This window comes from Luteithermobacter gelatinilyticus (genome assembly GCF_005849285.1).
GTDB lineage: Bacteria > Pseudomonadota > Alphaproteobacteria > Sphingomonadales > Emcibacteraceae > Luteithermobacter > Luteithermobacter gelatinilyticus.
Genome location: NZ_CP040517.1, coordinates 524,414 through 549,854 on the forward strand (window position 1 = coordinate 524,414; position 25,441 = coordinate 549,854).

The window sequence follows — 25,441 nt, forward strand, 5'->3', positions numbered from 1 at the left end:
AATCAGTCAGCGGAACTGAAAGACGGAAGAGGCGTTCGGGAAGACGGACAACGGGAATTTGCCGGGAATTTGCCATGTCTTGCAAAAAGAATCTCCTGTGGAGTAGCCTGTTGATGGCGGTGATGGTGCTGTCTGCCTGTGCCGGCGGATCGCGGGCACAGCTGAATCATCATCAGGCATCGCTCAAGAGCCCTGAGCGGTTTTTTGTCTGTCATGGATATGGGTGCCGGTATTATGTGCCGGTGGGACTTGCGCCCGGGGAATGGGAGCGGGTCAAAGGCGCCTTTTCGCCGGCGGCGCAAAGCCCGGCCGAAGAACGGCAGCAAATCAAACAGGCTATTGCCCTGATGGAGAAGCTGGTGGGTCCGAAAAGCGGTACCGCCAAGGATGAAGGCCGGGCGCGTTTGCTCAATCTGGCGCCGCGCGGGCAAATGGATTGTGTGGACGAGGCCTTTAATACCTCTACCTATCTTTATCTGATGCGCCAGGCCGGCCTGATACGCTGGCACCGACTGGGGAAACCGGTGAGTCGGGGCAATGTTCTGGATGGTTGGCCCCACAACTCGGCCACGATACAGGAGCTGGATGCGCAGGGGCATGTAAGGGATGGGGGGCATTACGTGGTGGATAGCTGGTTTCATAAAAATGGTACGCCCCCGGAAATCGTGCCGGTCCCCCTCTGGCTTGACGGCTGGTCGCCACCGCGGAAGGCGGATAAAAATGAACCTATCTCTGAAAGTAGTTCTGAAACTACTTCTGAGAATTTTGGACCGGAGGCCGACGATGGACAGCCGGATACGGCAGCACATTGAAGAAGTCTTTTCCTCTCCCGTTCAGCAGCAAAAAAGCCTGTCCGGCGGTTGTCTCGGGCAGTTATCCCTGCTGATGCTGGAAAATGGCCAGGAAGTGGTGCTGAAACAGGGAGCGGGCCTGGAATGCGAGGCTTTTATGCTGCGCTATCTCAGGGACAGGACTGCTCTGCCGGTTCCGGAACTGTTCCTGGTGGAAAAGGATTTTATATTGATGGAGTATCTGCCGGGCTGCCCGGGACCGTCTGATCGGATGGCCCAGCGCCACCTGGCGGAATTGGTGGCCATGTTGCACGATATTGGTCAGGAAAGGTTTGGGTTCGCCCGGGATACGGTGATCGGTCCGCTCCGCCAGCCCAATGGACAGACAGTGGACTGGCTGACCTTTTTTCGGGAGCGGCGCCTGAAATACATGGCGGAGGAGGCCCGGGCAGCGGGGAAGTTGCCGGAAGCCGTGCATCGCCGTCTGATGGATTTTGCAGACAGGCTGGAACTCTATTTGGGGCATGTGCCGCGTCCTTCTTTGCTGCATGGGGATCTGTGGGGCGGGAACATTCTGTCGCAGGATGGGCGAATCACGGGGGTGGTGGACCCGGCGCTTTATTTCGGTGATGCGGAAATCGAACTGGCGTTCATGACCCTATTCGGCACAGTGGACAGATATTTTTTTGAGACCTATCAGGCGCTCAGACCTTTGGACCAGGAGTTTTTTGACAGCCGGCGGGAAATTTATCTGCTGTATCCGCTTTTGGTGCATGTGCGGCTGTTTGGCGGCAGCTATGTGGGGCAAGTAAGTGCAATTCTTGATCGTTTAGGCGAGTGATGTTGCGCGAGGGGATTTATCTAGAGTGAATTGTGCATAGGTTGACCCATTCTGCCGGTCAGGTCTGGTTCAGGAGCCAGGGGTTTGGCGCAGGCCATACTGGCGGTACGGCCAAGCCAAAGGCCGCCGGAACTGGACCAGATCGGCCCGGCCCTTCGGGTTGGCGGCTTGGGGCCGCTCACTTTGTCAGACTCCTGGGTCAGACGCCTGGCCCGATGCCCCGCATCGCCCGGCGCCGTCTTCCGCGTGAAGCGGGCCACAATCCGCCAACAGAATTGAGCCAACCTATTCACAATTCACTCTAAAAAGGATATTTCGGGGGAATCGAAAAAATGGCGCCGCCCCGATAGGGGCGCGCCATAGTTGCAAGGAGGGTTTCGATCACGTGTTGCCTTAAATCGCGTAAAAGGCAACACGGCATGGCCGGAGTAAGGCCATGCAGACCGGTGGATGAAGGGGGCTTGAGACCTTCATCCACTAAAAACAATACAGAATAGGGGTAAAATAGGCAAATATTATTTGTTTATTTGATTTTTAGGCAAATTCTAATAAAAATTTTACCTATTTAATCCTATTTATAGGAAAAATTTCTTGACAAATAGGGGTTAATAAGTTAGTATATATTCCATGATGAGAAATTGTCTCCAGAAGAGGCTGATTTTTCCAGACCGAATAGGATCAGGCGCTGCCCGCAGGACGGCGCTTTTTTTGTGGAGGATGGGGCGTGAGCGGAAGAGGTGTCGGACAGCGTGCTTGGTCGACGGATAAGGAGCGGATCTTTCTCCAGACCCTGCGCCACACAGGCAATGTGACGGCGGCAACCGAAGCAGCGCAGGCCGACAGGTCTTTCGTCTATCGGCGGCGTAACAGCAATGCCCGCTTCCGCAAATTATGGCGGGAGGCCATGGAGGAGGCATTGGACAAGCTGGAAGCGGTGTTGTGGGAAAAAGCCCTGGGTCTCTCGAACGGATCTGGTGCAGTAAAGGGTCGCCCGGGATTGCCGGCGGGACAGAAAAAAAACACCGATGAACGTTTGGCGATTTTTTTGCTGAAAGCCCATCGCCCGGAGATTTTCGCTATCAAGTCGAACAAAAACCAGAAAACGCCTCAGATGTCGGACTCGCCCCGACGGAAGCTGTTGGACCAGTTAAATGACATGGCGGCACGGAAGGGGGATGACATGCCGGAACAAACTATTGCTGATCTGCCTGGGGAATAATGGGCGGCGTGTCCGATGCGGAGCGTTTATCCCGCCTGGAGGCGCCGGAACGCCAGCGCCTCCTGCAGACGCTGACGGAAGCGGAATGTCGGGCCCTGCTTTATGACTGGGCGTTCTGGTCACGGCCCGAGCAGCGCCCGCCCGTCGGAGACTGGTTTTGCTGGCTGGTGCTGGCCGGGCGTGGGTTTGGCAAGACGCGCATGGCCGTGGAATGGTTGCGCGGGCAGGTGGAAGGGCCAAGCCCGCTTAAGGCCCCGCCTGGGGCGCCGGAACGGATCGCCCTGGTGGCGGACAACCGGATGGATGCTGTGCTCACCATGATCGAAGGGGAAAGCGGCATTCTTAATTGCAGTCCGCCGGCCCAGCGGCTGAGCTTTGAAATCAGCAAAAAACGGCTGGTTTGGCCCAATGGCGCCCAGGCATTTATTTATTCTTCGGAAGCGCCCGATCAATTGCGTGGTCCGCAGCACCATGTGGCCTGGGCTGACGAGATGGCCAAATGGGCACATGTGGAGGACTGTTGGTCGAATCTGTTGTTCGGGTTGCGCCTGGGTCAGCGACCGCGGGTCATGGTGACCACCACGCCCCGGAATATCCCGTTGTTGAAAGATCTTTTGTGCCAAGACCGGGTGGTGGTCACCCGGGGATCAACTTTTGATAACCGTGCCCATTTGCCCGAGGCATTTCTGCAAGAGGTCAGAGCACGTTACGAAGGGACACGTCTGGGGCGGCAGGAACTTTACGGTGATCTTCTGAGCGATCGTCCGGGGACGTTATGGACCCGGGATCAGTTGGAAAAATGCCGGTGCCAGGATTTACCGGATCTGAAACGCATTGTTGTGGCGGTGGACCCGCCAGTCTCCAGCGGCCGCAAGGCCGATAGTTGCGGCATTGTGATCGCCGGTGTGGATGCGGCAAACCGGGGGTTTGTTCTGGCGGACAGAACGGTACAAGGGCTTGGGCCTTTGGGCTGGGCCCGGCAGGCAGTCACAGCCTGTCACGCCTTTGCGGCGGACCGGTTGGTGGCGGAAGTCAACAATGGCGGTGATCTGGTCGAAAGTCTGTTGCGGCAGGTGGATCCGGCTCTCAGTTATCGGGCCGTACGGGCCACGCGGGGCAAGATCGTTCGTGCTGAGCCGGTGGCGGCGCTGTATGAACAGGGTCGCATTTTTCATCACGGCTTTTTGCCGGAACTGGAAGAGGAAATGTGTGCTCTCACGCCCGAGGGACTGAGCACAGGACGCAGCCCGGATCGGGTAGATGCCCTGGTCTGGGCCATGACGGATCTGCTTCTGGGGGGAACACAGGACCCCCGCATTCGCCAGATATGAGGCGAACCCCGCTGATTTCTGACAAGCATGAGGATTTTGAACATTTTGCGGTGCGCCGCGCCGGGGTAGGCGGGGTGGGCTACGGGACGGCGGCAAGGTTCTGCTCCTGCAAATATTGATAGAGCAAGATGGACCATAGTGCAGGCCAGGCAGAGACTTTGCCGTTCGTTACCGGTTTCCAGAGTGAATTTATGAACGGAGAATCAAACCATGAATCCGATCCGGCGTTTTTATCAGAAATATATAGTGCCCGGCAGGCGTAGTCCTGCGGAAAACAAGGCAAGCGCCGTGGCAGGATTGCAATGGGCGGGGGAGACCGTGTGGTTGGGGTTGGGGGAGGCCCGGTGGAGCAACCGAACCTATAAATCCCTGTCCGAAGAAGGATACCGTAAAAATGTCATCGCCCATCGCTGCATTCGTCTTCTGGCGGAAAGCGCGGCTTCCGTTCCGCTGAGGCTTCATCAGAACGACAGGCTTCTAGACCGTCATCCTCTTCTGGATCTTCTGGACCAGCCCAACCCGGCGCAAAGCCGGGTCATGTTTTTCGAGATGCTTTATGCTCATCTCAATCTGGCCGGCAACAGCTATGTGGAGCTGGTCACTACCGCCGATGGCCGGCCCGGCGAATTATATGCCCTGAGGCCGGACCGGATGAAAATCATCCCCGGGCGAACAGGATGGCCGGACTCCTATGTCTATAGTCTGGCCGGCCAGGATCACCGGTTTCCTGTGGATCACCTGACAGGACAAAGCCCGATCCTGCATGTGAAGAATTTTCATCCGCTGGATGACTATTACGGTCTGTCGCCGTTGGAGGCGGCGGCTTTTGCCGTGGACATCCATAATGCGGCGCAGAACTGGAACAAGGCGTTGTTTGATAATGCCGCGCGGCCATCGGGGGCCCTGGTGTTTGAGCCGCGCGAGGGCCGTGAACATCTCAGTGATGAACAATTTGCCCGGCTCAAAGATGAGATGGCCGACAGTTTCCAGGGAGTTCGCAATGCGGGGCGGCCGCTATTGCTGGAAGGGGGGCTGAAATGGCAACAACTGGCCCTGTCGCCTTCGGACCTGGATTTCATCAACGGTAAACATGCCAGTGCGCGGGATATCGCATTGGCCTTTGGGGTCCCGCCCATGCTGTTGAGCATCCCCGGCGATAATACCTACAGCAATTATCAGGAAGCCAATCGGGCGCTATGGCGGATGACGCTGCTGCCGATGATGGACAAGATGATGGCGGCGCTTAATGGCTGGCTGTGCCCGCTTTACGGGGCGGAGTTGAAATTATCCTATGATCGGGACGCCATTCCGGCCCTGGCTCATGACCGTCAGGCGCTCTGGCACCGGGTTGGGGTGGCGGAGTTCCTGACCCCCAATGAAAAACGCGCCGCAGTGGGGCTTGGCCCTGTTCCGGGCGGGGACCGCCTCTCATGACGGTCCCGCACAGCAAGACGCAACAGAAAGGCCTGCCCAAAGCCGCGTTGATGACCCTGGCGCATCGGGCCTGGCGGGAAGGGGCCTCACCGGAAACCCTTTATGAACTTATCGACCAGGCCAGTGAGGAAGGCGCCTCCCGGGTTCTGGAGGAATTGGGCCTGAAGGATGGTCGGGCGTCGGGGGATATCGGGGAGTTGCGCACCCTGCTGGAGGGCTGGCGCGAAGCCAAGCGCACTCTGCGCCAGACGGTGATCCGCTGGCTGATCCGGTTTTTGCTCACCTCGCTTTTACTGGGGTTGGCCATCAAAATGAAGATCCTGAATGTCGGGCAATTTTTTGGGGGAATGACATGAGCGATGAGGCACATGACGCAACGGGACGTTTTGAAGGATATGCCAGCGTGTTCAACGTGGTGGACCGGGGCCGGGACATGGTGTTGCCGGGGGCGTTTCAGGCGACCCTAAAACAGCGGGGGCCGACGGCGGTCAAGTTCTTATGGCAACATGACCCGCGCGAACCCATTGGTATTTTGGAAGACCTGTATGAGGACCGGCACGGTTTATTCGTACGCGGCCGATTGTTGATGGATGTGGAGCGCGCCCGTGAAGCGCACGGCCTGATGAAGGCCGGGGCCCTGGACGGCCTGTCGATCGGCTTTCATACCATTCGCGCGGAGCGGGGGGAGGACGGTACGCGCCGCCTGCGGGAACTGGATCTGTGGGAAATTTCACTGGTCACATTTCCCATGAATGACCGGGCGCGGGTTTTTTCGTTTAAAGACGATCACAGCATGATCGAATTGGCGGCGGATCAGGCCGCTTTTCTTGCCGGTTTGCGGCATTTGACCCACCTTATGACACAGGAAAGGTAACATATGACTTTGGAAACCAAAGAAGCCCTCGAAAATCTGACACGGCATTTCGAGGCGTTCAAGGCCGCTAATGATCAGCGTTTGACGGAGCTTGAGGGAAACGGCCGCGCGGATGGCCTGACAGAAGAAAAACTGGATCGCTTGAATGAGGAAATGACCCGCCTTCAGGGGGTGGTTAACCGTCTGCATCAGGCGGCGCAGCGCCCGGGGTTTGATCAGAAACAGACCACGGAGGAGGCCCCCGACAAAGCCTTTTATAATGGGTTTATCCGCAAAGGACAGTTGCCTGTGACGGATCGCAAGGCGCTAAATACAGGCGTGGACGCCGAAGGTGGATATGCGGTGCCGGTGGAGCTGGACCGGGACCTTGAAAAACGTCTTCGGGATCTCTCCCCCATTCGGGCTGAATGCCATGTGGTGAATATCGGTTCTGCCAACTACAAGAAACTGGTCAATTTGGGCGGTGTCACCTCGGGTTGGGTGGCGGAAACCGGCAATCGCCTGGAGACCGACGGACCGCAGCTGGCGGAAATTGCCCCGCCGCTGGGCGAAATTTATGCCAATCCGGCGGCGACCCAGACCATGCTGGATGATGCTTATTTCGATGTGGAAGCATGGCTTGCCGAAGAACTGGCCGAGGAATTCGCATTGCAGGAAAATACGGCTTTTGTCAATGGCGACGGGCTGAACAAACCGAAAGGTTTTCTGACCTATGCCACGTCGGCAGCCGGGGACGGGGCACGGCCCTTTGGCCAGATTCAGACGCTGGCTACCGGGGTAAGTGGTGACTGGCCGGCAGCTAACCCGTCGGATATTCTGGTTGATCTGGTTCATAGTCTGAAGCCGGGGTATCGGGCCGGAGGCAAATTTTATCTCAATACCACGCTTTTGGCGGAAATTCGCAAATTCAAGGATGCGGGCGGCAATTATCTGTGGCGGCCAGGCCTGGAACGCGGCATGGCCCAGACCCTGCTGGGCTATCCGGTGGTGGAAGTGGCCGATATGCCAGACAAGGCGGCGGATTCCCTTTCGTTGGCGTTTGCCAATATGAAACGGGCCTATACGGTTACCGACCGACTCGGCACACGTATCCTCCGGGATCCGTACAGCCAGAAACCCTATGTTCATTTTTATACCACCAAACGCGTGGGCGGGGCGGTCACCAATGACCAGGCGATCAAGTTACTGCAATTCGCCCTGTAAGTCGTATTTCCCTCCCTGAAACTGTCTGGCGGGTCCCGCAGTGCGGAACCCGCTTTTTCTTTTGAAAAATGGTGCGCCATGAATTTACAAATGATCACCCCGCCCGTCGGGGAACCGGTGACTTTGGATGATGTGAAGCGGTTTTTGAAAATCGACACTACGGCCGATGATACATTGCTTCTGGTGCTGATCGCGGCGGCACGGGAGACTTGTGAAAATTACACGGGTCGCAAACTGCTTGGGCAGAGCTGGCAATGGACCCTGAATAGCTGGGGGGATGGGGAAGTGATTTTGCCCTCTGCGCCGGTTCTGACCATAGAGGCGGTGGATATTTATAGCGCGGGCGGATTCACGGCCCTTGATCCGGCAGCTTATCAACTGGACACGACTTTTTACCGTCCGCGTCTGCTGGCGGTGAACGGGGCACGTCTGCCGGATCCGGATATTGAGCGGGGCGGCATCAGGATCACTTTCCGAGCCGGCTATGGCGAGACCGCCGACAAAGTGCCTGTGAGCCTTACTCAGGGCATATTGCACTGGATTGCCGCGACATTCGAGGCCCAGGAAGCGATGCTGGACTATGAGCTGGCGGAACGGCTCTGGCAGCCTTACCGGATGGTGAAATTATGAGACGGGCGCTGAGCCGGGGGCGGTTGCGCCACAGCGTTGTCTGCCAGAAGGCCGTGCGGACCGATGACGGCGTCGGCGGCTTTCTGGTCCAGTGGCAGGACATTGCCACCGTGCGAGCAGAAATCATCCCCCGCCAGCCGGATCGGCGCACAGACGCCCATCAGGATCAGGCCCGTCCGGCTTTCAGGGTACGCCTGCGCCATCAGGCCGTCCTTATGGAAACAACACGTCTGTTGTGGCAGGGGACGCCGCTGCGGGTTCTTTCCGTGGCGACGGATCAGCATCAGCGCTGGCTCAATTTTGATCTGGAGGAAGACAGATGAGTTCAGAGCAGTTTGCCAAAGCCCTGGCGGCTTATGCCGCCAGTGGGGAAACCCGTCTTGCGGATGTGACCCGCCGGCGGGCGGAACAGATTGTCCAGGCGGCCCGTCGGCGCGTCTATGCCACCCGACAGGCGTCTTCCGGCCCCAGCCGGCTGGCGGAAAGCCTGATGGTGGAACCCCTGCCCGATGCCAGGGGGTATCAGGTGATTACCCGCGCCCCCCATGCCCGGTTCGTGGAATTTGGCACCCGGCATATGGCGGCGCGGCCGTTTCTGACTCCGGCGGTGGCGGAGGTCAGGGATCGGCCGGAAAAACTCCCCGGAGGAGACACATGACGGTGCTGGCGGCGGGAGCCCTGCAAATGGCGTTATATGACCGTCTGAACGAAGATGCGGCGCTCATGGCCATGATCAGCGGTATTTATGACCATGTACCGCGTAAGACGGCGCTGCCTTATCTGACCATTGGCGATGATCAGGTGCGCGACTGGTCCGGTAAGGATTTTGTCGGCGAAGAACATCTGTTTGACATTCATCTCTGGTCCGGTGCACGCGGCAGTCGGGAGGTTAAGGACCTGGCGGACCGGGTTCATGCCCTGATGGAAGGGGGCATGCTCAGTGTGCCAGGATATGACCTGGTCAGCCTGCAATTCATCTTTTTTGAAAATTTTTTCGAGGCGGATGGCCGGGTGCGGCACGGTATTCTGCGTTACCGCGCCCGCCTTATGCGGATTTCATAACTTCAGGAGATATCCATGACAGCGGAAAAAGGTCGGGCCTTTTTGCTCAAAATTGGCGATGGGGGCAACCCCGAAACTTTCGAAGTGATCGGCGGCATGCGTTCCACCAGCTTTCGCATCAATAATGAGATTGTCGATGTGACCCATAAGGAGTCCGGCGGCTGGCGGGACCTTTTGAGCGGTGCCGGCATCCGGCATGTGGCATTGGGCGGCAGCGGGGTCTTTACTAATTCGGCCAGTGAGCTGCTGATGCAGAGCAAAGCCCTTGAGGCCAGCGTGGCCAATTATCAGGTCACCTTTGAAAGCGGCGCCAGCTTTTCCGGGGCTTTTCAGGTCACGGCGCTGGACTATACCGGAGATTATAATGGCGAGCGTAGTTACAACATCAGCCTGGAGAGCTCCGGTCCGGTTACTTTTACCGCCGTATAACATCGCATCACAAGGGTAAAGGATATGAGGAATAATTATATCACCCTGTCTTTGGCAGGGCGTGACTATCGTCTGAAACCCAGTTTTCAGGCGATTATGGATATGGAAGAACGCCTCGGGGGTGTGATTGCCCTGGCGATCAAGGCATCGGAAGGGGATATCGGTCTGAAGGATCTGACGGTTGTCGTCTGGGCCACCATGGAAGAGCGCCTGCCGTTTGCGGAAGTAGGCGAACTGCTGCTGGAAGCGGGACTGAGCCATGTCACGCCGGCGGTGCGGGATCTTCTGTCGCTGTGCCTGAGCGGAGGAAAGGAGATGGCCCCGGCCCCGGGAAAGCCGGATCGCGGGCAGGGGGTATGAGCTGTTATCCATGGCGGTATTATCTGCTGGTGGGCTTTGGTCTGCTCGGCTGGGATGCGCAGGCGTTCTGGTCTGCCACGCCTCAGGATATGCGGCTTGCCTATGAGGCGTATCTGGCCTGCCGGGGCGGGGCCGCGGCTTCCGCTACGCCGCTGACGCGGCAGGAACTGCGGCAGTTGATGGAAAAGCAGCACAAGGCCCGCAATGATGACAGAAACAGTTGACCATACCGATGTTCCGGGCCATAGTGGCCCTATGATGGGACGAAAAAAAGAATTGCCAAGAAAACCCTTGCGCCAACGGGTGGCCGACCGCAAGGCCGGCCGGGAGCAGAAGGCCGCGCCGCCCAGTAAGCAGAAACAAAAATATATGCGCTGGGCCAAATGGACGGCCAATGCCTTGCAGGCGGTGGGTATCCTGATCATGCTGGTGGTCGTGATGCGTTTCATGGACAATAATATCGAATATATCGAAGAATTGGTGGCCATTGCTGCCGGTATTTTTCTGCTGGGTCGGTTCGGGCTGGTTTTCCTGAGGTCCCTTTAACTTCAACTTTTACGGCTTCTGAAACGGGTTTGCCCGGCTGATCTTGTGGGGCACGCCTTGTGGCGGGCGCAAGCCTGTCCCGTTCTTCCTGAAATGTTCTCATAGAGGTTTTCCCAAAAAGGTTTTTTTCATGACAGAAACCCTTCTTGACTCCTTGGTCGTGAAGATCAGGGCGGACAACAGTGCGTTCAAAACCGATCTGGCGTCCCTCAAACAGGAAATTACCGGGCTTGATGAGCTGGCGCAGTCCGCGATCGGCGGCATGACGCGGGCTTTGACAAATTTTGTACGGACCGGCGAGTTGAATTTTGACAGTCTGAAAAGGACGGCGCTGGCGGCGATTCAGGATATTCTGGACACGTTGCTGCGGTCCGGTCTTGAGAGCATTCTGGGCGGGGCTAACGGTTCGCTGGGCGGCATTGTGCTGTCGTCTTTTCTGTTTGGCCGGGAAGGCGGGGGCGCGGTGGCCCCAAACCGGCCTTATTTGGTGGGAGAAAAAGGGCCGGAAATTTTCCTACCCCACAGCCCGGGGCGTATCGTGTCCGATGCCGGCCCCATGCCGCAAAACGGCGTACGCCGGGTGACCAATATCACCATCAATCTCACCCAGCAGGGCGCGGGCGAGAGCCAGACCCGTAAAAGCGCCGCCCAGATTGCCGTAGCGGTGCGCCGAGCGATGGAAAAAGCGGAAAGAAATCTCTGATGTTCTGGCTGGCTTCCCCGCAGGATCAGGAAGAGATCACCTATATCCGCCGGTTTACGCCGCGCTACTGGAGTGTGAATTTTCCTCGTCCCATGATGGGCTCGGTGGTGACCACCGGACCGGATTCATTGAAAGTGAATGTCCTGTTTTATCGGAAAGAGGATTTGTGCGGCCTGATCTGGGACAGCGAAGACCGTGAGGATCATCCCCTTCTGGCTCATGAGACAAAACGGGATTATTCGAATACGATACTTTCCTTTCGCTGGCAAAGCACGGGGCTTGTGTCTCTGGAGGCGCTGCATGGCGCCACCTTGACCATTGAGGGGCGGGATGCCACAGGGAGTGCGCGAGTGTGGTATGTGCGTCTTGCCAATTATGCCACCGGTACGGGCGAAGACGCCGAAATTATACTGGATTTTGACAATCTCGATGGCGGGTTCACGCTTCCGGCAGAGGCCGACCCCGTTTGGCCCGGCGATATTGATCGACTGTTCATCAGCCTGGTGCCGTCGGAATATAACGGCGTGGATACCGGTCCATTGGCCATCCCGGAATCCGCAGAGGTAAGTCTGTCGGATATTCGCGTTTCGGGCGGCACATCTACCCTGAAACTGGGGGACGGATATGTTCGGCCTCATGATGTGCGCCTCGCCAATGGCTATGACGATGCCTATCATCTTACGCCGGAACGGGTGATCTGGTCCATGTTGCACTTGGGGTATCGCGATATCATCACCCATTATGTGGGGATGAGCCATTATTTCAGCCTTGCTTGGGACGGTAGTGCCTATCGTGTGGACCCGGCACGGGATCGGCTCAATGCCCCCGCCCGGATCTGGCATCAGGATTTTCTGGCCCGGGCGCAATATTTCGGTTTCGAGGTCATCCTGTCCCTGTCTTACGAACTTCTGGCAGAATACGCGCCCGACGACTGGCAGCAATTGGCTCATGACGGCAGCCCGGCGCGGACCGGCTGGGCCCCGCCATCGACCCTGTTGCCGCCGACTCATACGGCAGCCATGACCTACCTTAAGGAGGTGTTTCTGGAACTGGCCGATCTACAGGTGGCGGCCGGGATGGCGGTGAAGCTTCAGATTGGGGAACCCTGGTGGTGGATCAGTCTGGGCCCGGCGTCGTCCGTGCCGCATTTTTACGATCCCGCCACCACGGCGCTGTATACGGCGGAAACCGGCCTTTCCGTGCCGGCCCGGCATCAACTGGCCACGGAAAGCTATACGGCGGATCAGGAGGCGTATCTGGTGTGGCTTGGCGAAAAACTGGCGGCGTCCACCCTGATGATCCGGGATGCGGTGAAGGCCGTTCATGCCACGGCGGACGTGGGACTGCTGTTTTATACGCCGCAGGTGCTGCTGAATGAAGCCCCGATGGCGGCGCTGGCGAATTTTCCGGCAGGGAGCTGGCAATGGCCGGCCTTTGATTTCTTTCAGATCGAGGATTACGACCATGTGATCGACGCGGCCTGGAAGGATCATGAGAGGGGGTTGGCGATGGTGATGTCCTCTCTCGCTTATCCAATGGAAAGGCTGCATTATTTTTCGGGATTTAATCTGACAGCAGGGAATCCGGAAATCTGGCGCAACATGGACCGGGCGATCCGGGACGGCCGTTCCCGATCCTTTGAACAGGTCTTTGTCTGGGCCTGGCCGCAGGTGGTGCGGGATGGTTTTGTGTATAATCAGGAACAGGATCAGGACATGAGCGGTTTTCACGAAGTACAGTTTCCCACGGATATCGGCTACGGAGCCAGTGGCGGTCCGGTGTTTTCCACTCAGGTGGTGGAAATGGCTTCCGGCCATGAACAACGCATCCAGGAATGGGCGGAACCGCGTCTGGTGTTTGAAGTGGGCACGGCTTTGCGCTCCGAAGATGATCTGGCCGAGCTTCTGGCGTTTTTCCGGGCTCGGGCAGGTCGAGCCTATGGTTTTCGCTTCAAGGACTGGTCCGATTACAAAAGTTGCCCGCCTGGCACTGACGTGCGGGCACAGGATCAGGTGATCGGTGTGGGCGACGGTCTGGAAACGGATTTTTACCTGATCAAGACGTATCAGAGCGGGGCGGAAAACCAGGTCCGCAGAATCCACAAACCGGTGGTGGGAACGGTGCGGGTGGCATTGGACGGCGCAGAACAGCTGACGGGCTGGACGGTGGAAGAGACCACCGGGCTGGTCCGCTTCGATGTGCCGCCCGCGACGGGAGTAACCATAACAACGGGATTTGAGTTTGATGTGCCGGTTCGTTTTGCCGAAGACAGTCTGGCGCTGACCCTGGAAACGTTTCGCGCCGGACAGGTGCCGCAAATTTCCCTGATTGAGGTAAGGCTGGCCTAGGGTGAATTGAGCCAACCTATTCACAATTCACTCTATGTCATCTCCTCACAACTCACTGTAAAAGACGGGTCGCTCTAAAAGACAGACGAAACATCAACATGCAAAGGCGGATAAGATGAAAACCCTTTCCCAGGATCTGAAGGCTCACTTGCAGCAGGATTTGCTGACCTTGTGCTGGTGCTGGCGTCTGGTACGCCGTGACGGAATTAGCCTGGGGTTTACCACTCATGACCGCCCCGTGATCCATGATCATTTCACCTATCAGCCCGTGGATGGTTTTCTGCCCAGCGCGGTTAGCAGCAGTCATGGCCTGAATGTGGATAATCTGGAGGTCTCTGCCGTTGTCTCCTCCGGGGCCATCCGCCGGGAGGATATTCTTGCCGGGCGATATGATCATGCCCGGGTGGAGGTTTTTCAGCTTAACTGGGCAGCACCCGAACAGGGGCGGATCCGGCACCGCTCCGGCTGGGTGGGGGAAGTCAGCGTGGAAGATCATCATTTTATAGCGGAAATTCGCGGCTTAACCCAGAAGTTGCAGCAAAAGATCGGGGAAATCTGTTCCCCGGAATGCCGGGCGGAACTGGGTGGGCCGCGCTGTCATGTGGATTTGGCCCGCTTTACGCGCACCGGACAAGCCAGCGCCGTCACCGACCGCCAGACCTTCAGTGAGGCCGCCGCTCCGGAAGCCGATGGCTGGTTTACCTATGGCCTGCTGCGCTGGATCACGGGGGCGAATGCCGGGCTGGTGCGGGAGGTGAAGTCCTATGCCGGTGGCAGTTATCAGCTATATGACCCCCTGCCGGATGATATTCGCACCGGCGATGTCTTCAAGGTTCAGGCCGGCTGCGACAAAAGAGCCGCAACCTGCCGGAACAAGTTCAATAATTTTGTGAATTTCCGAGGCGAACCTCGCCTCCCGGGCCATGACAGCCTGTATTATTACCCGGGCCTGAAATGAGGGGCTGTGACGGCCTTATTTTTTGGATTTGGTTGGTTTGGCCGCGGTTTTTTCCCCAGGTGTTTTCTTTTCTGTTTTATCTTCCGCTTTGTCTTTGGTCTGTTTTTCGGGTTTTTCAGGTGCGGCGGTGTCCTCATTGGCGACATCACCGTCGGCAGCTACGGGGTTGCCCTGATCATCCACCTGTTTCCACTGATCGGGGAACAGGCGCACATGAATCTGGTTGACCCGGTTGCTGACATCGGCAATGGCTTTCAGCAATGCCTCCATATTGTAGCCCACGCCGCGGAAGGTGTAGATTTTGGTGGTGACATCAAAGGCGCGGAAAATATTTTTCATCTCCACATCCTTGTGCGGGCTGTTGGCGATATCGCCGATGAAGTCATAAAGAATATATTCACCTTTGGACTGGGTGATCCACTGATCATTGGCTTCGTCGGAAAAATCCCACAGAGAGAGAATATTTTCATTATTCAGCGGATGTTTTTCCGGCAGGCCGAGAATTTCCCTGAGCCGGGCCGCACGGTCCCGGCCTTTCTTGCGCGGGGACCAGAGAATACGGGCCAGCTGATTGGCCGCCGTCATCAGGCCCTGAAGGGCAAAAAAGACTCCCACCGGCGCCTGCTTTTCCAGAGACTGGTTCAATACGCCCACATTGGCTTCGATGTAGCGGCACTGGTTACGCAGTTCGTGAATATGCATCCCCACTATATTCATATCCATAATTGACCATTCCTTCATGACTGATGTGTTATCCGGGCCTTCTGACCGTTCCTGTCTGGCAGAGGCCTTCTATAGAAAAAACGCTATTCTAGCGGCAAGATTCTGTCTGGGAACCCCTTTTCGTCACCAGGGGCGGATTCCTGGTCAAAAACCCGGGGCCGGCCTGGATTGCGTGGGATTGATTTTGTATGTGGGGCGGCGGATTGGTTGTGCCCTGGATGATCACCGTGACTATCGCCGTTTTCCCCGGCCCGGCGAGCTGGAACAGGCGGCGCAACGGGCGGGGCTGATCGAACGGGCGGTTACGGCCGCCCTGCCGGGAGATGTGGTGCTGCTGGCACTTGACAACTCTTTGGACAACTCTTTGCGGCATGCGGGCCTGTTGTCCGAACAGGGACTGATTCATGCCTGCGGCCGGCGGGGAAGGGTGGTGGAACACCGGCTGGATCAGGACTGGAGGGACAGACTCCGCCGAGTTTACGCGTTTCCTCAATATTACACTTTCCCGCAATATATCCCACATTATAAGGAGTGATGTGATGGCGACACTGGTTCTGACAACGGTGGGGACGGCGCTGGCCGGGCCGGTTGGTGGTCTTGTCGGGGCGCTGGCTGGGCGATCTCTGGATGCTGCGATTTTTGGCACACATGCCCAGAGGACGGTGGAAGGGGGACGGCTCACGGATCTGGCGGTGCAGAGTTCCGCCTATGGCCAGAGCCTGCCATGGGTGTATGGCACGACCCGTCTGTCGGGGAATGTGATCTGGTCCACGGGACTGAAGGAAACCCGCCACGAGGAGGCAGAAACCGTCGGGGGAAAAGGCAGCAAGCAGACCGTCACCTCGGTCACCTATACCTACTCGGCATCCTTTGCCATAGCTATATCCGGGCGGCCCATATATGATGTGGGCCGCATCTGGGCGGACGGCAAATTGTTGCGGGATGCGGCCGGGCGGCTGGCCGTTTCAGGCCAAATGCGAATATATACCGGATCGGAACATCAGATGCCGGACCCATTGATTGAAGCGTCGGACGGTATGAGTAATGTTTCGGCCCATCGCGGGCTGGCCTATGTCGTGTTTGAAGATCTTGAACTTGCCGAATACGCCAACCGGATTCCCAATCTGACCTTTGAAGTGATTGCGGATCAAGGCGGGGATATTGACCTGGGGGATATCGTTGCGGATTTATGTTGGCGCAGCGCCCTTGCTTCCGTGGACACCCAGGGGCTGAAGGCCCGGCTTCCGGGATTTGTTGTGGCGGGACAGGACAGCGCGCGCACTGTTCTGGAGCAGTTGGCCGGGGTTTATGGGTTTGATGTGGTAGAACGCGATGGCGTTCTGGTGTTTCGGGATCTTGAGCGGCCGTCCGACATGACCATCGCCGCCACTCGACTGGCGCGCGGGGCACCGGGAGAGGGCGGGGGGATCTATCGTCGGCGCCGCTTGCAGGAAATGGACCTGCCGCGCGAAGTCACGCTGTCCTATTATGATGTGGCGCGGGATTATCAAGGCGGGGTGCAGCGCGCTCGTCGGCAAACTGTGCTCAGCGACCGGGTTGTCCGCTATAGTCTGCCCGCGATCCTGTCCGCCGCCACCGCCAAGACTCTGACGGAAGATCTTCTGGACAGGGGATGGCGTTATCGGGACCGCAGCGTGTTTGCGCTGCCGCCGGCTTATGCTGAACTGGCCCCGGGCGACGTCGTCACGGTCAGTGACGGTGCGCTCAGCCAGAAAATCCTGCTGGAAGAGATCGAGGACAACGGTGCCCGGCTGGAGTGCCGGGGGGTGATGGTCAGCGGTGCGGCGTCTGTACACACCGTACAGGCCGACAGTGGCGTCGTGCCACCACAGCAAGTTGTGCCACTGGCGGATAGCCGTATGATCCTGATGGACATGCCGATCATCACCGGTGAAGACATCACATCTCCCCTGTTGTTTTGCGCCGGAAATGCCCGCACGCCAGGCCGCTGGCCGGGCATGACGGTGCTGACTTCGCGGGATCAGGCGCAGTCCTTTTCCCGGCTCGCGGCCTCTGCCACGCCGGCGGTTACCGGCCGGGTGGAAAATGTGCTTTCTCCTGGCCCTGCGACCTATTGGGATGAGGCCAGCGAGCTTCTGGTGCGTCTCGATCACGTCACAGATGGTCTGGAAAGCCTCACCCCAGAGGCGGTGCTGAATGGCGGTAATATCGCTTGGGTTGGCGGGGAGGTGGTGCAGTTCAGAACGGCGGAGCAGGTGGAAGCAGACCTGTATCGTCTGACGGGATTGCTGCGGGCTCGGCGCGGCACAGAAGATTACCTGTCCATTCACGTGGCCGGAGAGGTGTTTGTCCTGCTTCAGGCTGCTACAGTTATCGCTCTGCCGCTCTATCTGGCGGATCGGGGGCGGGGGCTGACATTCAGGGCCGTCACCTTCGGACAAGTGGCCGATGGCGTTCCGGTTGAAACGCTGACCCCGGGCTTGCGCAGCCTGATGCCCTTTGCTCCCGTCCATGCGCAGGGGTACAGGGATGGGAGCGGCAATCTTACGGTGCGCTGGATCCGGCGGGGACGTATCGGCGGCGAATGGCAGGACGGTGCGGATGTGCCACTTGGCGAGACTTATGAAAAATATGAGGTCGATATTCTGCGAAACGGCGGTGTCCAGCGTACCCTGGCTGCCGGAACTACTGAAATAACCTATCCTGCGGCCCTGCAACAGGCTGATTTCGGCGATCTGCCCGCCAGTGTCCAAATGCGTATTTATCAACTCAGCGATACGGTGGGGCGCGGCCTGCCACTCCCTGTCACCCTGTAGGCGTTTTGTCACTAGAGTGAATTGTGCAGAGGTTGACCCATTCTGCCGGTCAGGTCTGGTTCAGGAGCCAGGGATTTGGCGCCGGCCATACTGGCGGTACGGCCCAGCCAAAGGCCGCCGGAACTGGGCCAGACCGGCCTGGCCCTTCGGGTTGGCGGCTTGGGGCCGCTCACTTTGTCAGACGCCTGGGTCAGACGCCTGGGTCAGACGCTTGGCCCGATGCCCCGCATCGCCCGGCGCCGTCTTCCGCGTGAGGCGGGCCGCAATCCGTCAACAGAATTGAGCCAACCTCTTCACAATTCACTCTAAGGAGATCCATTATCATGTCGGAACAAACCCCCCGTCTTTCCCTGCCCTATATTTTCAGCAGCCAGGCCCAGAAGGAAATCACCCACAATGAGGCGCTTAATCTTCTGGATGTTCTGGTTCAACCCACAATCCTCAACCGGGTCACCGAAGACCCCACGGCACTTGCCCCTCAGGACGGCGATCGTTACATCGTTGGCGCCGCGCCGGTTGGTGACTGGGCCGGACATGCCGGCGAGATTGCCTGTTATATGGCGGGCTGGAAGTTTGTCATGCCAAAGGCGGGCTGGATGTTTTTTGACGAGGCCAGCACCCATTGGGTTTTCTATGACGGCGGGGCCTGGGCGCCGCTGTTCGGGCAGGATGGCAGTTATCTCAAACTGTATGATAAAGATGGCGCAGAACGGGTTTTTGTGGGGTTTTCGGGTATGGATCACCGAATCATATTGCGGCTTCACAATGATGACGGATCGGCGAAATTCTCCATTCAGGACAGCACTGCAACCGAGGTGTTTGCGGTGGATTCCGACGGCACTGTAACGGTAGGCGGGGCGCAGGTTCTGACCAGCCGACAGCCGGCGATCGCCGATGCGGCCGGCGGCGCGACCGTGGATGCTGAGGCCAGAACAGCCCTCAATGCCCTGCTTGCTGCGTGCCGGAATCATGGCCTAATTGCGACCTAAAAATCTTTTTTCAGCCGAAAAAGCGACATATTCCCCTGTAAAATAAAAGTTGCAATTTAAGTCAAATTTTCTCCACCCCATTTGGGGAACAATGAACAGGGGAGTGATAAGGACATGATGAAGAAAAACGTGACCACCGCCGTTTGTGCCGCGGCCCTCATGATGGCCCTGCCGCTGGCAGCTGATGCTGAGGAAGGCAACTGGTACGCGGGCATTGAAGGGGCGTACAGCCTGCTGGGCACTCAAAAGGGCCAGGGTAGTGATTCCGGCCTTGATGTTCGGCAGGATTTTAAAGACGGCTGGGCGGCCGGGCTCAAAGGCGGTTATGATTTTGGCCGGGTCCGGGTGGAAGGTGAACTGGGATATCATCGTCATGGACTGGACCAGCTCACCGTGCTGAACAGCGGCGGGGCGGGACTGGCTTCGGGCGACGGCTCGGGCACAGCAAGTCTGAAAACGGCTCTCCTGAACATGATATATGATTTTGATGCCACAGGCCGGGCGTTCCAGCCCTTTATCGGGGCCGGGCTTGGTATTGGTGACATGGACTGGTCCGGTCTGCGTGCCGGGGGCGTCGATTATATCGCCTCATCGGATACGGTTTTTGCCTATCAGGCTTTTGCGGGCGTGCGCACAGCGCTCAGTGAGGCGGTCGACCTGATGGCGAAATATCGTTATATGGCCACCTCTGATGCCGGTTTTGACGCCGGGGGCGGCGGTACATTCGACGCGGATTATGATGTGCATGATTTTGTTGTGGGGCTGACGTATCGTTTTGGCGGCAGCCGTCGTTCGGCGGCTTCAGAGATGCCGCAACCGGTGGCCCGTTATGACGAACCGGAACCGGTTGTTGTCCCGGAAACTGACCCCATGCCTGAATCTGAACCGGAACCGGTGTCAGCGATGGAAGAAGTTGTGCCGGTGCCAGATCCTCTGCCGGAACCCGCGGCCGGCCCGCAGGTCAATATGGGGCCCTATGTGGTGTATTTCGGGCTGGACAGCACTGATCTGGATTTTGCCGCCCGCACCACCATTGAAGAGGCCGCCGACGCAGCGCGTCAAGCCGGCGAGGTGAGGGTTCTGGTGGATGGGTATGCTGACCGGTCCGGTGCGGTGTCTTATAATGACAATTTGGCGCGGCAGCGGGCGCAGGCGGTGAAAACTGCACTGGAAGCCGAAGGCGTGGCCGCAGAGCAGATTATGATTGACAGTCACGGTGAGAGAGACAATGCGGTGCTTACGGAAGATGGCGTTGTAGAAGCCCAAAACCGCCGGGTGACTATCCTGCTGAAATAACCCTGCTGCCCCCCGATTTCTGCGAAATTTGAGCTCTGCCGGAATACTGGCAGGGCTTTTTTTGCGTTTGTGGGGGAAGTCTGTGTCTTGCCCACGGCATTTTTTGACTTTCGCAGGACGGCTGGTAAAGTGTCCCGCATGATCGTTGTAACCCCCCAGATTCAGATTTCCGAGGACGAGATTGAGGAGCACTTTATTCGCTCTTCCGGTCCCGGCGGGCAGAATGTGAACAAGGTGGAAACGGCGGTGCAATTGCGCTTTGATGCGCGTCATTCGCCGGCGCTCACCCCCGCCCTGTTTCAGCGGCTCAAACGCCTGGCGGGCTCGCGCATGACTCAGGATGGTATTCTGGTCATTACGGCGTCCACCCACCGCCACCAGGCGCGCAACCGCGACGAGGCGCGGGAGCGCCTGATTGACCTGATCCGCCGGGCCAGTGTGACGCCGAAAAGGCGTCGCCTCACCAAACCTACCCGCAGCTCCCAGGCAAAGCGGCTGGAGCACAAAAAAAACCGCGGGGCGATAAAAAAAATGCGGGCCAAAAACGGCCTTTATGAGTAAATAGATAAATAAGCAAAGGCGGTTTAGAGCGAATTGTGACGAGCATGGATAATCTGGAACGCTGGTATCATAATCACGATTTTCATCTGGAAAATCCCCAAGGCGAGAAAGGCACCCGGCGGGTCATCTGGTTGACGTTGGTCATGATGGTGGTGGAAATTGCCAGCGGCATGATGTTCGGCTCTATGGCGCTTCTGGCCGACGGCTGGCATATGGGGACCCACGCGGCGGCACTGGGTATTACGCTGTTTGCCTATCGTTATGCCCGGCGTCATGCGGGCAATGACGCCTTCAGCTTCGGTACCGGCAAGGTGGGGATTCTTGGGGGCTATACCAGCGCCATTGTCCTGGGGCTTGTGGCGCTGTTGATGGTGGTAGAATCCGTCCAGCGCCTGATTACCCCGGAAATTATCCGTTTTGATGAGGCGATTCTGGTGGCCGTGATCGGCCTGGTGGTCAATCTGGTCAGTGCCTGGTTATTGAAAGACGGTCATCATCATGACCACAGCCACCCCCATAACCACAGCCACACCCATCGCCATGACCAGAATCTGCGGGCGGCTTACCTGCATGTGATCGCCGATGTGCTGACGTCGGTCATGGCGATTGTGGCGCTCCTCGCGGGAAAGATGCTGGGCTGGACCTGGATGGACCCGGTGATGGGGCTTGTGGGGGCGCTGATCATCGCCCGTTGGGCTTGGGGGCTGCTGCGAGAGACGGGATATGTTTTGCTGGACAAGACCGGGGATCCGGAGCTGACGGAAAAAATTCGCGGCGCCATTGAGGAGAAAACCGACGCCCGGGTGGTGGATCTGCATGTCTGGCAGGTCAGTGAAAAACATTATGTGGCGATTTTGTCCGTTGTTTCCCGCGATCCACAACCCCCGGCCTATTACAAGGACCTGCTGCCTGACATTCAGGGTCTCGATCACATCACCATTGAGGTGCATGCCTACCGGCCCCGGTGAACCTTGTTTTGCCAGGTCAGTCCCGCCAGCTGTTGCGCTGCAGCATGTTTTGCTGTATAGGCTGCCCACGGCTATGACGGAACGGTCCCGTCTGTTTTTCAGGGCATATTTCAGAACATAAGAAAAGAGCTCCGCAGCGGGGCAGGATAGGTATGAACGTGACAGAATTTGCGCATAAAGAGACCGCCGAGGCGGGTCGGGAATGGGCCCTGCCGCACAAGGACAAACTGACCGCAGGCCAGGTGAAAACCGAAATTCTGTCCGGTTTGACCGTGGCGCTGGCGTTGGTGCCGGAAGCGGTGGCATTTGCCTTTGTGGCGCAGGTTAATCCGCTGGTGGGGCTTTATGCGGCCTTTATCGTCGGCCTGATCACGGCGGTACTGGGCGGTCGGCCCGGCATGATTTCCGGGGCGACCGGGGCGCTGGCGGTGGTGATGGTCTCTCTGGTGGTGGATCATGGGGTGGAATATCTGTTTGCCACCGTGGTGCTGATGGGCATCTTGCAGCTTCTGGCCGGTCTTTTCCGTCTGGGCAAGTTTATCCGGCTGATTCCCTATCCGGTCATGATGGGGTTTGTGAATGGTCTGGCGATTGTGATTTTCCTGGCCCAGTTCAGCCAGTTCAAGACCACTAATGCCGCCGGCGAGACCGTGTGGATGACCGGCGCGCCGCTGATGCTTATGCTGGGACTGGTGGGCCTGACCATGCTGGTGATTTATATTATGCCGAAGATCACTAGGGCCATTCCGGCGCCGCTGGCGGCGATTTTGACAGTCAGCTCCATTGTGATCGGTTTCGATTTGGAGGTGCCGCGGGTGGGGGACATGGCGTCCATTGCCGGTGGCCTGCCGGACTTTCACATTCCCGCCGTCCCCATCACTCTGGACACGCTGGAGATCATCTTCCCCTATGCCCTGATCCTGGCGGCCATCGGCCTGATTGAATCGCTGCTCACTCTCAATCTCGCCAATGAAATGCTGGAAAAGAAAGGTGGCGCCAGCAAGGAATGCCTGGCGCAGGGAACCGCCAATCTGGTGACCGGTTTTTTTGGCGGTATGGGCGGCTGTGCCATGATCGGCCAAAGCATCATCAATCTGAAATCCGGTGGCCGGCATCGCTTAAGCGGGATTGCGGCGGCATTGTTCCTGCTGGCCTTTATCCTGTTTGCTTCCCCGCTGATTGAGCAGATTCCCCTGGCGGCGCTGGTGGGGGTCATGTTCATGGTAGTGATCGGCACCTTTGCCTGGAACACCTTCCGTATTTTGCATCGCATTCCCCGCCATGATGCCTTTGTGCTGATTCTTGTCTCCCTCATCACGGTGGTCAGCGACCTGGCCGTGGCCGTGGTCGCCGGCGTGATTGTGGCAGCGTTGGTGTTCGCCTGGGAAGCATCCCAGAAAATCTATGCCCGGACTGAAATCAACGAAAAGGGCAGCAAAATCTACAAACTGGACGGCCCGCTGTTTTTTGGCTCGGTGGAAAGTTTTATGGGGCTGTTTGATCCGGCCCGCGATCCCGACGATGTGATCGTTGATTTCATGAACAGCCGGGTGGTGGATCATTCGGCGTTACAGGCCATTGATAGCCTGGCGGAAAAATACGAGGCGGCCGGCAAAAAACTGCATCTGAGGCATCTGAGCCCCGATTGCAGGAAACTTCTGCACAAGGCTCGTAAAATGGTGGAAGTTTCCGTGATTGAAGATCCGCATTACGGGGTGGCGGTGGACTATGAGGGACGCCTGGCGGAAGAGACACGCTGAACTTGATCTTGCCAATTCCTGTTCTACTCCGTAAAAACAGGGGAACACGCCAGGGGTGAGATGGACGGACGATGGATCTTGCAAAACTGAAAGACGATATTCTCAAAGGTCGGCGCCGGGCGCTGGCCAAGGGCATTACGCTGACCGAATCCTCCCGCCCCGATCACCGGGCGGCGGCGCAGGAACTGCTTGCCGAACTTCTGCCTCATACGGGAAAATCGGTGCGGCTGGGCTTTACCGGCACGCCGGGGGTGGGCAAGTCCACCTTTATCGAGGCGTTCGGCACCTTTCTTACCGGGCAGGGACACAGGGTGGCGGTGCTGGCCATTGACCCGTCTTCCGCCCGCAATGGCGGCTCGATCCTGGGGGACAAGACCCGTATGGAGATGCTGTCGCGGGATGCAAACGCCTTTATCCGCCCCTCGCCCTCGGGCGGTACGCTGGGGGGCGTGGCGCGGCGCACCCGCGAGGCCATGCTGATGGTGGAAGCCGCGGGCTATGATGTGGTGCTGATTGAAACCGTGGGTGTCGGCCAGTCTGAAGTGGCGGTGGCGGATATGGTGGATATGTTTCTGCTGCTGCTCTCCCCTGGTGGCGGGGACGAGTTGCAGGGCATCAAGCGGGGCATCATGGAACTGGCGGACCTGGTGATTGTGAATAAGGCAGACGGGGACCTTGAGGCTGCCGCCAAACGGGCGGCTGCGGATTACCGGGCGGCGCTGCATCTCATGCGACCGAAAAGTGCCAACTGGACAGCCCGGGTGATGCTGGCCTCGGCCCTGAAGAATAAAGGACTGGAGGAGATCTGGGAGGCGATCGAGGCGTATCGCGCTGCTTTGGGACAAAGCGGCGAACTTGCGGCCTTGCGGGCGGAACAGGCCGTCTCCTGGATGTGGTCGGAAATCCATGATCAACTGATGGATCGGTTCCGCGATCATCTGCCGGAACAGGTGCACAGAATGGAACAACAGGTGCGCGACGGCGCCACACCGCCGGGAATGGCCGCACAGGAGCTTCTGCAGGCGTTCCTGTCGGGGCAGGGAACGCCGGGCGGTTCGGGCCAGTAGTCGTCGCGGCGAATGACTGGTGCAAAAAAGCCCTGAACCAGCCGGAAACTGCTTGACGGACCCGGTTCAATCACCTATATACCCCATTCAAGTTTCACGGGGCCTCCTGTCGATTCTGCAAATGACGGTGATGGCCCTGAAGTTATTGTGAAAACAAACCGATAAAGCAAAAGTAAGGACAAGACTATGTCACGCGTCTGCGAACTGACTGGTAAAGGTGTAATGAGCGGCAATAATGTCAGCCACGCCATGAATAAAACCCGCCGCCGTTTTCTGCCGAATCTGAACAAGGTTTCCCTGCTGAGCGACGCTCTGGGACGGCCTGTCAGCTTTCGGATTTCCTCTCATGCGTTGCGTTCCGTGGAACATAACGGTGGTTTGGACAATTTCCTGCTGAAAGCGCGTGACGGGGACCTGTCTCTCAAAGCACGCCGCCTGAAAGCCCAGATCAAAAAGAAATTGGCTTCTGACGCCGCGTGAATTTTTGAAAAAAATTGACCGAAAGCCGCTTCATGAAAGCGGCTTTTTTTATGGCGGTGCGGATTTTTAT

At 57.9% G+C, this 25,441-nt stretch carries 31 protein-coding genes; 30 read left to right on the forward strand and 1 reads right to left on the reverse strand.

All coding sequences use genetic code 11. The features are described 5' to 3' along the window. Positions 1-74: 74 nt before the first annotated feature. From FE788_RS02385 to FE788_RS02480, 20 genes are all read left to right on the forward strand, one after another. Positions 75-812, forward strand: a complete 738-nt coding sequence (locus FE788_RS02385; protein ID WP_138379131.1) for a hypothetical protein — start codon at positions 75-77, stop codon at positions 810-812. After that, positions 784-1,632: a fructosamine kinase family protein gene (locus FE788_RS02390; protein WP_138379132.1), complete on the forward strand. Its 849-nt coding sequence runs from the start codon at positions 784-786 to the stop codon at positions 1,630-1,632. The genes FE788_RS02385 and FE788_RS02390 overlap by 29 nt, the downstream gene beginning before the upstream one ends. Before the next feature lie 84 nt (positions 1,633-1,716). Beyond that, complete coding sequence (locus tag FE788_RS02395; RefSeq protein WP_138379133.1) at positions 1,717-1,911, forward strand: hypothetical protein; 195 nt, start codon at positions 1,717-1,719, stop codon at positions 1,909-1,911. A 445-nt stretch (positions 1,912-2,356) separates the two neighbouring features. Further along, positions 2,357-2,851, forward strand: a complete 495-nt coding sequence (locus tag FE788_RS02400; protein WP_138379134.1) for a hypothetical protein — start codon at positions 2,357-2,359, stop codon at positions 2,849-2,851. After that, positions 2,851-4,182, forward strand: a complete 1,332-nt coding sequence (locus tag FE788_RS02405) for a phage terminase large subunit family protein (RefSeq protein ID WP_138379135.1) — start codon at positions 2,851-2,853, stop codon at positions 4,180-4,182. Before FE788_RS02400 ends, FE788_RS02405 begins: the two co-directional genes overlap by 1 nt. Before the next feature lie 210 nt (positions 4,183-4,392). Continuing rightward, a complete protein-coding gene (locus FE788_RS02410; protein ID WP_138379136.1) occupies positions 4,393-5,616 on the forward strand; it encodes a phage portal protein in 1,224 nt (407 codons plus the stop codon). Then, on the forward strand, positions 5,613-5,972 hold the full coding sequence (locus tag FE788_RS02415; protein WP_210414105.1) for a DUF6127 family protein: 360 nt from the start codon (positions 5,613-5,615) through the stop codon (positions 5,970-5,972). Before FE788_RS02410 ends, FE788_RS02415 begins: the two co-directional genes overlap by 4 nt. After that, the gene (locus FE788_RS02420) at positions 5,969-6,490 is read left to right on the forward strand and encodes an HK97 family phage prohead protease (RefSeq protein ID WP_138379137.1); all 522 of its coding nucleotides are present in this window, start codon (positions 5,969-5,971) and stop codon (positions 6,488-6,490) included. Before FE788_RS02415 ends, FE788_RS02420 begins: the two co-directional genes overlap by 4 nt. Positions 6,491-6,493: 3 nt before the next feature. Next, positions 6,494-7,693 (forward strand): phage major capsid protein, encoded by a 1,200-nt coding sequence (locus FE788_RS02425; RefSeq protein WP_138379138.1) that lies wholly within the window; start codon positions 6,494-6,496, stop codon positions 7,691-7,693. A 78-nt stretch (positions 7,694-7,771) separates the two neighbouring features. Continuing rightward, positions 7,772-8,323 carry a head-tail connector protein gene (locus tag FE788_RS02430; RefSeq protein ID WP_138379139.1) on the forward strand — a complete coding sequence of 184 codons (552 nt, stop codon included), beginning with the start codon at positions 7,772-7,774 and terminating at the stop codon, positions 8,321-8,323. Next, positions 8,320-8,646 (forward strand): head-tail adaptor protein, encoded by a 327-nt coding sequence (locus FE788_RS02435; RefSeq protein ID WP_138379140.1) that lies wholly within the window; start codon positions 8,320-8,322, stop codon positions 8,644-8,646. The genes FE788_RS02430 and FE788_RS02435 overlap by 4 nt, the downstream gene beginning before the upstream one ends. Then, a complete protein-coding gene (locus tag FE788_RS02440; protein WP_138379141.1) occupies positions 8,643-8,981 on the forward strand; it encodes an HK97-gp10 family putative phage morphogenesis protein in 339 nt (112 codons plus the stop codon). Before FE788_RS02435 ends, FE788_RS02440 begins: the two co-directional genes overlap by 4 nt. Beyond that, complete coding sequence (locus FE788_RS02445) at positions 8,978-9,385, forward strand: DUF3168 domain-containing protein (RefSeq protein ID WP_138379142.1); 408 nt, start codon at positions 8,978-8,980, stop codon at positions 9,383-9,385. The genes FE788_RS02440 and FE788_RS02445 overlap by 4 nt, the downstream gene beginning before the upstream one ends. Positions 9,386-9,400: 15 nt before the next feature. Continuing rightward, a complete protein-coding gene (locus tag FE788_RS02450) occupies positions 9,401-9,814 on the forward strand; it encodes a phage major tail protein, TP901-1 family (protein WP_138379143.1) in 414 nt (137 codons plus the stop codon). A gap of 24 nt (positions 9,815-9,838) precedes the next feature. Then, positions 9,839-10,174, forward strand: a complete 336-nt coding sequence (locus tag FE788_RS02455) for a GTA-gp10 family protein (protein WP_138379144.1) — start codon at positions 9,839-9,841, stop codon at positions 10,172-10,174. Further along, positions 10,171-10,398: a phage tail assembly chaperone gene (locus FE788_RS02460; RefSeq protein WP_138379145.1), complete on the forward strand. Its 228-nt coding sequence runs from the start codon at positions 10,171-10,173 to the stop codon at positions 10,396-10,398. The genes FE788_RS02455 and FE788_RS02460 overlap by 4 nt, the downstream gene beginning before the upstream one ends. Further along, positions 10,379-10,720 (forward strand): hypothetical protein, encoded by a 342-nt coding sequence (locus FE788_RS02465; protein ID WP_138379146.1) that lies wholly within the window; start codon positions 10,379-10,381, stop codon positions 10,718-10,720. The genes FE788_RS02460 and FE788_RS02465 overlap by 20 nt, the downstream gene beginning before the upstream one ends. A gap of 130 nt (positions 10,721-10,850) precedes the next feature. Next, complete coding sequence (locus FE788_RS02470; RefSeq protein ID WP_138379147.1) at positions 10,851-11,423, forward strand: phage tail tape measure C-terminal domain-containing protein; 573 nt, start codon at positions 10,851-10,853, stop codon at positions 11,421-11,423. Continuing rightward, on the forward strand, positions 11,423-13,771 hold the full coding sequence (locus FE788_RS02475) for a DUF2460 domain-containing protein (RefSeq protein ID WP_138379148.1): 2,349 nt from the start codon (positions 11,423-11,425) through the stop codon (positions 13,769-13,771). Before FE788_RS02470 ends, FE788_RS02475 begins: the two co-directional genes overlap by 1 nt. A gap of 115 nt (positions 13,772-13,886) precedes the next feature. After that, a complete protein-coding gene (locus tag FE788_RS02480; RefSeq protein ID WP_138379149.1) occupies positions 13,887-14,729 on the forward strand; it encodes a DUF2163 domain-containing protein in 843 nt (280 codons plus the stop codon). 15 nt (positions 14,730-14,744) lie between these two features. On the opposite strand, the gene FE788_RS02485 is transcribed toward FE788_RS02480, so the two are convergent. Next, positions 14,745-15,452 carry a hypothetical protein gene (locus tag FE788_RS02485; RefSeq protein ID WP_138379150.1) on the reverse strand — a complete coding sequence of 236 codons (708 nt, stop codon included), beginning with the start codon at positions 15,450-15,452 and terminating at the stop codon, positions 14,745-14,747. Positions 15,453-15,468: 16 nt separating this feature from the next. Between FE788_RS02485 and FE788_RS02490 the strand changes: the two genes are divergently transcribed. From FE788_RS02490 to rpmB, 10 genes are all read left to right on the forward strand, one after another. Further along, complete coding sequence (locus FE788_RS02490; protein ID WP_138379151.1) at positions 15,469-15,987, forward strand: NlpC/P60 family protein; 519 nt, start codon at positions 15,469-15,471, stop codon at positions 15,985-15,987. 4 nt (positions 15,988-15,991) lie between these two features. After that, positions 15,992-18,250, forward strand: a complete 2,259-nt coding sequence (locus FE788_RS02495) for a phage tail protein (protein WP_168190230.1) — start codon at positions 15,992-15,994, stop codon at positions 18,248-18,250. A gap of 75 nt (positions 18,251-18,325) precedes the next feature. Then, positions 18,326-18,559 (forward strand): hypothetical protein, encoded by a 234-nt coding sequence (locus tag FE788_RS02500; RefSeq protein ID WP_138379153.1) that lies wholly within the window; start codon positions 18,326-18,328, stop codon positions 18,557-18,559. 14 nt (positions 18,560-18,573) lie between these two features. Continuing rightward, positions 18,574-19,239, forward strand: a complete 666-nt coding sequence (locus FE788_RS02505; RefSeq protein WP_138379154.1) for a DUF2793 domain-containing protein — start codon at positions 18,574-18,576, stop codon at positions 19,237-19,239. A 114-nt stretch (positions 19,240-19,353) separates the two neighbouring features. Next, positions 19,354-20,535 carry an OmpA family protein gene (locus tag FE788_RS02510; RefSeq protein WP_138379155.1) on the forward strand — a complete coding sequence of 394 codons (1,182 nt, stop codon included), beginning with the start codon at positions 19,354-19,356 and terminating at the stop codon, positions 20,533-20,535. Between the two features lie 138 nt (positions 20,536-20,673). After that, complete coding sequence (gene arfB, locus FE788_RS02515) at positions 20,674-21,096, forward strand: alternative ribosome rescue aminoacyl-tRNA hydrolase ArfB (RefSeq protein ID WP_138379156.1); 423 nt, start codon at positions 20,674-20,676, stop codon at positions 21,094-21,096. Positions 21,097-21,140: 44 nt separating this feature from the next. Continuing rightward, positions 21,141-22,064, forward strand: coding sequence for a CDF family Co(II)/Ni(II) efflux transporter DmeF (gene dmeF / locus FE788_RS02520; protein ID WP_138381264.1), 924 nt, complete (start codon positions 21,141-21,143; stop codon positions 22,062-22,064). Positions 22,065-22,216: 152 nt separating this feature from the next. Beyond that, the gene (locus tag FE788_RS02525) at positions 22,217-23,824 is read left to right on the forward strand and encodes a SulP family inorganic anion transporter (protein WP_138379157.1); all 1,608 of its coding nucleotides are present in this window, start codon (positions 22,217-22,219) and stop codon (positions 23,822-23,824) included. Positions 23,825-23,895: 71 nt separating this feature from the next. Then, positions 23,896-24,891 carry a methylmalonyl Co-A mutase-associated GTPase MeaB gene (meaB, locus tag FE788_RS02530; protein WP_138379158.1) on the forward strand — a complete coding sequence of 332 codons (996 nt, stop codon included), beginning with the start codon at positions 23,896-23,898 and terminating at the stop codon, positions 24,889-24,891. Positions 24,892-25,077: 186 nt separating this feature from the next. Continuing rightward, positions 25,078-25,371 carry a 50S ribosomal protein L28 gene (gene rpmB / locus FE788_RS02535; RefSeq protein WP_138379159.1) on the forward strand — a complete coding sequence of 98 codons (294 nt, stop codon included), beginning with the start codon at positions 25,078-25,080 and terminating at the stop codon, positions 25,369-25,371. Positions 25,372-25,441: the final 70 nt, after the last annotated feature.